Raw genomic sequence first — 8079 nt, 5'->3', positions numbered from 1 at the left:
GGGGGCGGTGGGTCGACCAGGCGCAGGCCGCGCGCCGGCGCCGGGGCCGGGGCCGACGGTGGCGCAGGCGTCGTGGGTGGCGCAAGCGGCGCCGGCGTTTCAGGCAATGGGAGAATCGGCGCGGTCGCCGGCGGCGCTGCCGGGGAAGGCGCCAGGGTGACGTTGATCGGTCCCCCGCCGCCAAAGTCGAGGCCGGGAACACCGAACTGCAGCGACAGCAACAGGCCGTGCAGCACGACCGACATGACAAAGCCCACGCCCAGGCGCCGGTCACTGCGTGCCTGGTCGTATCCGCGCCTGCCAGCGGTCGCTTTGGTCATGTCATCGCTTGAGCAATATTGTCAAGCTGGCATCTTAGCGTTTACTCAGCAGTAACGCGAGACGCGCACGATTCAAATCCGCCCTGTGGCGAAAAAGCTCGTGCTCAGCGCTTCGCCCTGGTGAACGTATACGTTTCGCCGTGTGCCAGGTACACCACTTCCTGTTCGAGTCCCGCGGCCTTCACCTCGCGCGCGAAGTCCTCGAGCGGCGACTTGAAGACGTCATAGTCGTTATAGTGGATCGGGATGGTCTTTTTGGGGCGCACCACCTGCATCATGCGCACGCCGTCCTTGCCGTCCATGGTGACCTTGACGACGCCCAGGATACGCGTGCCGCCCAGGTGCAGCAAGGCCAGGTCGATGCCGGGAAAGCGTTCCGGCACGGTCTTGATGTCGTCGATCACCAGCGTATCGCCACTGATGTACATGCGGTAGTCGGGCGCCGCCGGATCCGCCCCGAAGTCGAGCACCGAACCCATCACCTTGGGCAGCAGCGCGGCCACGCCGGCCGGTCCGTGGCGGCCGGGCGTGGCCGTCACCCGCAGGCGCGCCTCGCCTTTCGAGACGTCCAGCCGGTCCCACGGACTCAGTCCGGTCACGCGGGTGAATCCCAGTTTCTCGAGACTGGCCGCGGCCTGGCGGGTGCTGACGATGGGCACCGCACGATTCAGGCGTTTCTGCACCAGCTGGTCGAAGTGGTCGCCGTGAAAATGCGACAGCACCACCAGGTCAATGGGTGGGAGATCGTCGAAAGCGATCGCCGGATTCGTCTTCCGTTCGGAAGTCAAGCCATAGCCCAGGTGCACGTGGTCGCCCTTGTGCAAAAAATTGGGATCGGTCAGGATGGTGAAGCCCTGGTAGCGGATCAGCACGGTCGCCGTGCCGATGAACTGCACGCTGCCCTGCGCCGCGTCGAGCGCGCCCTCGCCTGCCGGAAGCTGCAGCGTCGACACCTGCCCTTGCTGTCGGGTGTCCGGCGCCTGGGCCTGGGCGCCGGCGGCGAGGCCGCACAGTGCGGTCAGGAAGATGGTGGTGAACAGCAGGCGGGGCAAGCGCATGAAGGATCTCCGGGTGGCTGCGAACCAGCCGGTCCGCCTGCCTTCACGTTAACACGAAGGCCCGGGCGGCGCCGCTCACTTGCTCGATGTGCCCGGCAGCGCGCCGACCAGCGCCCGCAGCCCGGCTTGCGCCTGGGCCCAGGGCGTGCCGGCCAGCTGCTCCATGCAGCTGGGGCAAGCCTGCATCGGATTGCAGTCGTGCGCCAGTTCGATGTAGTGCAGGCCGACCACGGTCTTGCCCTGGTAGCTGTCGACCCGGCCCGGCTTCGCGGACGGGGCGTCCCCGCCGGGCGCGCCGTCGAGCCACTTGGCGAACGGCTCGGTGGCCACGCCGTCCGGCACGTACCAGCGTTTGCGGGTCGGGTTCCAACGGGCGCCGAGCGCCTTGGCGGCGTCCTTCTCGGCATAGGGGACGGTGAGGAAAACCATGAACGAACGTGCTCCGGAATCGATGTCAGTGCGGCCCGCTATTCTACAGCGACCATGCCCGGGCGACGGGTGTCGCGCCGTCACTTTTCCTGGCGCCGCCGGGCCCACGCGGCGTCGCTTTCGCGCTGCTCGCGGCGGTCCTTGCGCCAGGTGTACACCAGGTTGACGAGCGCCCCCAGCAAGCCGGTCAGGATGCCGACCAGGATGCCCAGGTCCGCCAGCGTCAGCGGCGTGGCCTGGGCGGCGCCGAGAAGGCGCAGGTAAGTATCAATGATCATCGTGTCCCCCGTGCTTCGCCCTGAAGCGGCGCATGGGGAACCGTGATGGTCCCTGAGCCACGTCAACGCGGTGAATGAAAGTTTAGGAAAACTATACCACATCAGTAAATAAAAACTATACTCTTGCGTATAGTTTTCCTATACCATGGCGATATGGATCTCCAAACGATGATTGCAGGCTGGGTGAGAGAAGCGCGCACCGCCGCCGGCCTGTCCGGCACGGCGCTCGGCGCGCGGCTGGCGCTCGAACTCGGCACCGAGCGCGGCAACACCAAGGCCAATATCTCGCACTGGGAAAACGAAAAGCACAGCCCGAACCTGAAGCAGCTGCTCGCCATTTCGCGGGTCACCGGCCGCAGCCTGCCGCCGGAAATCCTGGCGCCCATGTCGGGCGCGCCCGCGACCGACGCGCCGCCCCACGGAGGGGTGAGCAATGCCCTGCGGGTCGTGGCGGCCGAAGGCGACGACGACGGCTTCGTACAGATCCCGATGGTCAAGCTGCGGCTGTCGGCCGGCATCACCGGCTACCAGACCGAGCCCGAACGGCGCGACGGCGGCACGCTCGGCATGCGCCGCACCTGGATCGAGCGCAACCAGTACAACCCGTCGCACCTGATCGCCATCTACGTCAAGGGCGAGAGCATGGAGCCCTCGCTGTACGCGGGCGACATCGTGGTCATCAACACGCTCGACACCAAGCTGGTCGACGGCGCCGTGTACGCCTTCAACTACGAGGGCGAAGCCGTGGTCAAGCGCCTGGCGCGCGATGCCGGCCAGTGGTGGCTCACCTCCGACAACGTCGACGGGCGCAAGTACCACCGCAAGCTGTGCCAGGGCGGCGAATGCATCGTCATCGGGCGCGTGGTGCGCAAGGAAAGCGACCGCATTTGAGACTCACAGGCGGCATCGTCACCGTGCGCGGCGTCCGCATCGCGCTCGTCTTCGCCGACCCCGACTGCCTGCGGCCCGGCGTCGGGGACGCGCTGCTGGCGCGGCTCGGGCCCTGGTTCCCGCGCCTGCCGATCATGCTGGCGGCGCCGCGCGCAAGACCGTCGCGGGCGTATGCGGCATTCGATACGCATCAGCTGCTGGCCGAACTCGACCTGGCCGGCATGGTCGAACAAACGATCGACCTTGACCTCGCGCCGCCTGACGACGCCGCGCCGCCGTTCTAGGCGGCTCGGTCGCCAAAGGCGCTCGCGGCCCGCTCCAGTATCCGCCGCAACGCCGGATGGTGCACGCGCCGCTCGACCGTCACCGCATAGATCTGCTCGACGATCGAATCGATCACGCCCACCTGCTCCAGTCCATACTGCGCGCACAGCGCGTCCGCCAGCACGGTCGGCGCCACCATGAAGCCGGCGCCCGCGCCGGCGAAGGAACCGAGCAAGGCGCCGTCGTCGAACTCGCCCACCACGATCGGCCGCAATCCATGCGCCTCGAGCCAGGCCCTGAGCTGGCTGTGCAGGGCCGCATCCTCGCCCGGCATCAGGAACGGCGCATCCTTCAGGCGTTGCGGGAATGGCCCGGCCCAGCGCCGGCAGACCTCGGGATGCGCCACCACCGTCACCGTGCTCGATCCCAGCAGGTGGCTGTGGCCGCGCACCGCGCCGCCAGGCGGCAGGCCCTGGTCCGAGATCAGCAGGTCGAGCCGGTGCGCGCTCAGGTCTTCCATCAGGTCGGCGAAGCGCCCTTCCCTGCACACCAGGTGCATGGCCAGGCCGGCATCGCGCGCCGGCTGCAGCAGGCGAAAGGCCATCGTCTTGGCGATCACGTCGCACAGGCCGACGCGCAGGGTTTCGGTCTCCGTGAACACGCCGCGCCGCACCGCCTGTTCCAATTCGTTGCCGAGGCTGAAGATCTGGTCGGCATAGCGCAGCACCGTCTTGCCGGCCTCGGTCAGCGCCAGCCCACGTCCCTTCTTGCGCAGCAATTCCTCGCCAAGCTGGTCTTCCAGCACCTGCAACTGGGTGCTGATCGCCTGTGGGGACACGTGCAATTGCTCCGCGGCGCGCGCGACGCTGCCCACCGTCGCGACGGCATGAAAATATTGCAGGTGCTTGTAATTGATCATTTAATACCACCAAAAAACGGAATGATTTCGAAAGATTATTCGATTTTACTTTCGTTTTGCAGCGCCGTATATTGATGACTCCCAGTTCTTTTGAAGCGAGGAATACAATGAGAAGTTACCCCACCAACAGCCCGAAAGCCATGTGCCGCCTGCTGGCGCTGGCCATGATCGTCGACGGCCGCATCGCGCCGCAGGAGCTCAAGAGCCTGCACCGCAGCGGCGTGCTCGGGGCGTTGCGGGTGAGCGAAGACACCTTCGACGACACGGCGGGCGAGCTGACCCAGGACCTGCTGGCGACGAGCGCCGACCGCGAGGGCGGCATGGTCGAGATCGAACCCGCGACGATCGACCGCCTGCTCGACGAGGTGCAGGACGAGCTGCTGCGCGCCACGGTCCTGAAAGGCATGCTCGAGATCGTGCGCGCCGACAGCGTGATCGACCACCGCGAGCGCCGGCTGCTGCGCCGCGCGATGCATGCCTGGGCCGAGGCGGGCGTCGAGGCCGCCAGCACGGTGTGACGACAGGGGCGGCGCCTTCGCATGCATACGTTGAAAGACATGCTTGCAATTGAGGCGCCGCCGTTACAAAGCGACACTATTTGCACACATTACCGGAATAGCCCAGCCATACAATGAAGACCTCACATCGCGCGAGGTCCATCATGTCGAACTATTCCCAGGATCACCAGTACACCCTGACGCCGTCCGAGATGGACTGGGCCTGGCGCCTCGAGCTGCGGCCGGTGCACGACCCGCAGCTCGGCCAGCACTATGGGCGCACCGCCCACTTCGGCACCCATGACCCGTATGCCGGCCAGGACGATATCTTCGTCTTCCACGCCACCAGGGGCATGGCTTACACGGTGCAGAGCGGCAGTTACTTCGACCCGGTCGTCATGCGCGTATTCGACGACCTGGGCAAGGAAATCGCCAGCGACGACGGCAGCGGCGCCTACGGCTATGACTACGCCTCGTTCGTCGCCCCCTATACCGGCTGGTACTACATCGACGCCGCCTGGAGCCAGGACTACTACGACACCTACGCCAGCGTGAACGTCTACGAAGACCGGGCGCCGGTCTATCCGATCACCAATACCATCGTCGGCGGCGCCGGCCACGACATGCTGTACGGCACGCGCTCGGACGACATCGTCGACGGCGGCGCCGGCATCGACACCTTCGTGCTGGAAGGCTATCGCGAGGAATACACGGTGAGCGGGAAGGACGGCGCCATCACGGTCACCGACCTGCTGGGCCTCGATGGGATCGACACGCTGCGCAACGTCGAGCGGCTGTCCTTCGAGGGCGGCGATCATATCTCCTACGAGACCACGGGCTTTCCGGCCGAGGCCTATCGCCTGTACCAGGCGGCCTTCGACCGCACGCCGGACAAGGCTGGACTCGGCTACTGGATCGGCCGGATGGGTGACGGCACGAGCCTGCACGCGGTGGCGGACGCTTTCGTCCACTCGGCCGAGTTCGGCAAGCTGGCCGGCGCGGCGGCGACCAATGCCGACATCGTCACCCTGCTCTATGCGAACGTGCTCGACCGTGCGCCCGACGCCGAAGGATTCGCCTACTGGAAGCAGGCGCTGGACAGCAAGACGATCACCGTGGCCGACATGCTGGTGGGCTTCAGCGAAAGCCCGGAAAACCAGGTCAAGGTCATCGGTTCGCTGCAGGCCGGTTACGAATTCATCGTGAGCTGACGGGCTCCGCCAGCCCCGCGCGCAGCGCATGGGCGTCGACGATGGCTTGCGCGCGCAGGATCACGGGCCGGTCGATCATCTTGCCGTCCAGGGCCACCGCGGCGCCGTCGGCGTGCGCCGCCGCCTCCAGCACCCGCCCGGCCCACGCCAGCTCGTGCGCGCCGGGCGTGAAGCAGCGGTTCACGGCGTCGACCTGCTTCGGATGGATGCACAGCTTGGCGCCGAATCCCATCTGGCGCGCATGCCGGGCATCGTCGGCCAGCCGCTCGGCGTCGTCGAGCGCCGTGCTGACGCCATCGACCGGCGCCGCGAGCCCGGCCAGACGCGAAGCCAGCACCAGTTGCGAACGGAAGAACAGCAGCTCTTCGCGTTCGCCCGGGATGCCCAGGTCGAGCTGGAAATCGATCGAGCCGAACATCAGGCGCTGCACGCCGCGCGCCGCGGCGATCGCGCGCAGATGGTCGATCCCGGCCGCGCTTTCGATCAGCGGCAGCACCGCCGTGGCCCCGGCCGCGCGCAGGCGCGCGATGTCGCCGGCCTGCTCGGCCTTCGGCAGCACCACGCCGGCCACGCCGGGCATGCGGCACAGGGCCAGGTCGTCGGCGAACCAGTCGGTGTCGGCGCCGTTGATGCGCACCAGCACCGGCTTCTGCGCCGACAACCAGGCGGCGACGGCCTCGCGCGCGGCCGCCTTGTCGGCGAACGGCACCGCGTCCTCGAGGTCGACGATCACGGCGTCGGCGCCGGCCGCGTACGCCTTGTCGAAGCGCTCCGGGCGGTTGCCGGGCACGAACAGGTAAGACCGGGGCAATGGGGCTGGCGGGTTCATCGCGTCTCTCCGGGCGCGAGGAAGTGGCCGACGACCGGCGTGCGGCCGATGTGCCAGATGCGCTCGAACACGGCGCGCATCTCGTCGTCAGTCGCGGCGGCGCTGAAACGCGCCAGCCGCAGTGCCTTGTCTTCCAGCTCGCGCCGGCTCAGGGTATTGCCCGGGTCGCCCTTCGGTTCGTCGACCCGCGCCCTCAGCACCCGAGCGTCGGTGGTCGTCACCGTCACCTTGCCGATCCAGCGCGCCGGGTAGGCGCCGTCCACCTCGTCGTCCAGCGCCATCGTCACCTTGTCGCGCAAGGCCACGATGCGCGGGTCGGCGTAGGCCTCGTCGAATTCGTTCAGGCCGGCGCTGCGGAACTGCGCGATCAGGCCCAGCACCGTCCCCATCGAGAATTTCGCCTGGTGGACCGTGCGCGGATCGACCACCGGGCCGAGCACGTCGAGCGCGCCCTGGTGCACGTGGGCCGTCACGGCGGCGATCTGCTCGGGGCGCAGGTCTTCGGCGACGATCACCTGCAGCAGCGCGTCGGCCGCCGGGTGCGTGTGGCGGCACGAGGCGTGGAACTTGAACGAAGTTTCGGCCGTCGCCCAGCGCGTGCCCAGGCCATTGGTGAGCCGCGCCGGATCGGCGTCATGCGACATGCCGGCCGCCATGCCCTGCTTGCCCTCCAGGATCCGGCGCGCGCCGGTGAAGCCCTCGGCCGCCAGATACGCGGCCATCAGGCCGTCGCTCGCGGCCTTGGCGGTGTGCAGCTGCTTCGAATCGGCGGCGTCGCGCAGGAATTCCCACAGTCCGGCCGCTTGCGTGCCGGCCGAACCGAAGGCATCCAGCATGCGCTCGGGCGTCAGGCCCAGCAGGCGGCCGACGGCGGCCGCCGCGGCGACGGTGCCGGCGGTGCCGGTGGTATGGAAGGTCCGGTAGTGCGAGCGGCCGAGGAACTCGCCGACGCGGATGCCGACTTCGTAGCCGGCCACCGCCGCCGTCATTAGCTCGCGTCCGCTGGCGCCGTTCGCCTGGGCCACGGCCAGCACGGCCGGGAACACCACGGTGGCCGGGTGGAACACCGAACCGTTGTGCACGTCGTCCTGCTCGGCGTAGTGCGAGGACGCGGCATTGACCATTGCGGCGAACAGCGGCGTCGTGGTGCGGCGCGAGATCAGCACTTCGGCGCCGCCGCCGGGGCCGGCCCCCATCGTGCGCGCGAACGATTCGATGCACTGGACCGGCCGGCCGTTCCTGCCAGCCAGCGCCGATCCGAACCAGTCGAGCATCAGGTCTTCGGCGCGCGCCATGACGGCCGGCGGGATGTCTTCGTAGCGCAGCTGGGCGGCAAAGGCGGCAAGCGCCTGGCTTGGGTGGTCGCTCATGTTCTTCCTTTTT

11 protein-coding genes are annotated in these 8079 nt (G+C 67.9%); 4 read left to right on the top strand and 7 right to left on the bottom strand.

Translation table 11 applies throughout. The features are described 5' to 3' along the window. From HMPREF9710_RS28295 to HMPREF9710_RS21195, 4 genes are all read right to left on the bottom strand, one after another. Positions 1-320 (bottom strand): hypothetical protein (locus HMPREF9710_RS28295; RefSeq protein ID WP_005669799.1); only part of this gene is annotated, 320 nt, incomplete at its 3' end. 104 nt (positions 321-424) lie between these two features. Then, on the bottom strand, positions 425-1378 hold the full coding sequence (locus tag HMPREF9710_RS21205; RefSeq protein WP_005669797.1) for an MBL fold metallo-hydrolase: 954 nt from the start codon (positions 1376-1378) through the stop codon (positions 425-427). Between the two features lie 75 nt (positions 1379-1453). Beyond that, on the bottom strand, positions 1454-1807 hold the full coding sequence (locus HMPREF9710_RS21200; protein ID WP_005669795.1) for a DUF5710 domain-containing protein: 354 nt from the start codon (positions 1805-1807) through the stop codon (positions 1454-1456). Between the two features lie 80 nt (positions 1808-1887). Then, positions 1888-2085, bottom strand: a complete 198-nt coding sequence (locus tag HMPREF9710_RS21195) for a phage holin family protein (RefSeq protein ID WP_005669793.1) — start codon at positions 2083-2085, stop codon at positions 1888-1890. Between the two features lie 183 nt (positions 2086-2268). Here HMPREF9710_RS21195 and HMPREF9710_RS26705 point away from each other — a divergent pair, with 183 nt between their 5' ends. After that, complete coding sequence (locus HMPREF9710_RS26705) at positions 2269-2976, top strand: S24 family peptidase (RefSeq protein ID WP_229409903.1); 708 nt, start codon at positions 2269-2271, stop codon at positions 2974-2976. Further along, positions 2973-3260, top strand: a complete 288-nt coding sequence (locus tag HMPREF9710_RS21185; RefSeq protein WP_005669789.1) for a hypothetical protein — start codon at positions 2973-2975, stop codon at positions 3258-3260. Before HMPREF9710_RS26705 ends, HMPREF9710_RS21185 begins: the two co-directional genes overlap by 4 nt. Here the strand turns inward: HMPREF9710_RS21185 and HMPREF9710_RS21180 are convergent. Beyond that, on the bottom strand, positions 3257-4159 hold the full coding sequence (locus HMPREF9710_RS21180) for a LysR family transcriptional regulator (RefSeq protein ID WP_005669787.1): 903 nt from the start codon (positions 4157-4159) through the stop codon (positions 3257-3259). The genes HMPREF9710_RS21185 and HMPREF9710_RS21180 overlap by 4 nt on opposite strands. Positions 4160-4266: 107 nt before the next feature. Between HMPREF9710_RS21180 and HMPREF9710_RS21175 the strand changes: the two genes are divergently transcribed. Further along, positions 4267-4677 (top strand): tellurite resistance TerB family protein, encoded by a 411-nt coding sequence (locus tag HMPREF9710_RS21175; protein WP_005669785.1) that lies wholly within the window; start codon positions 4267-4269, stop codon positions 4675-4677. 143 nt (positions 4678-4820) lie between these two features. Continuing rightward, positions 4821-5867: a DUF4214 domain-containing protein gene (locus tag HMPREF9710_RS26700; RefSeq protein ID WP_005669783.1), complete on the top strand. Its 1047-nt coding sequence runs from the start codon at positions 4821-4823 to the stop codon at positions 5865-5867. On the opposite strand, the gene HMPREF9710_RS21165 is transcribed toward HMPREF9710_RS26700, so the two are convergent. Next, positions 5854-6696, bottom strand: coding sequence for an HpcH/HpaI aldolase/citrate lyase family protein (locus tag HMPREF9710_RS21165; protein WP_005669781.1), 843 nt, complete (start codon positions 6694-6696; stop codon positions 5854-5856). The two genes, HMPREF9710_RS26700 and HMPREF9710_RS21165, sit on opposite strands and share 14 nt — an antisense overlap. Beyond that, complete coding sequence (locus HMPREF9710_RS21160) at positions 6693-8066, bottom strand: MmgE/PrpD family protein (RefSeq protein WP_005669779.1); 1374 nt, start codon at positions 8064-8066, stop codon at positions 6693-6695. Before HMPREF9710_RS21160 ends, HMPREF9710_RS21165 begins: the two co-directional genes overlap by 4 nt. Positions 8067-8079 lie beyond the last annotated feature (13 nt).

This window comes from Massilia timonae CCUG 45783 (genome assembly GCF_000315425.1).
GTDB lineage: Bacteria > Pseudomonadota > Gammaproteobacteria > Burkholderiales > Burkholderiaceae_D > Telluria > Telluria timonae.
This window is presented reverse-complemented; position numbering and strand designations above follow the sequence as displayed.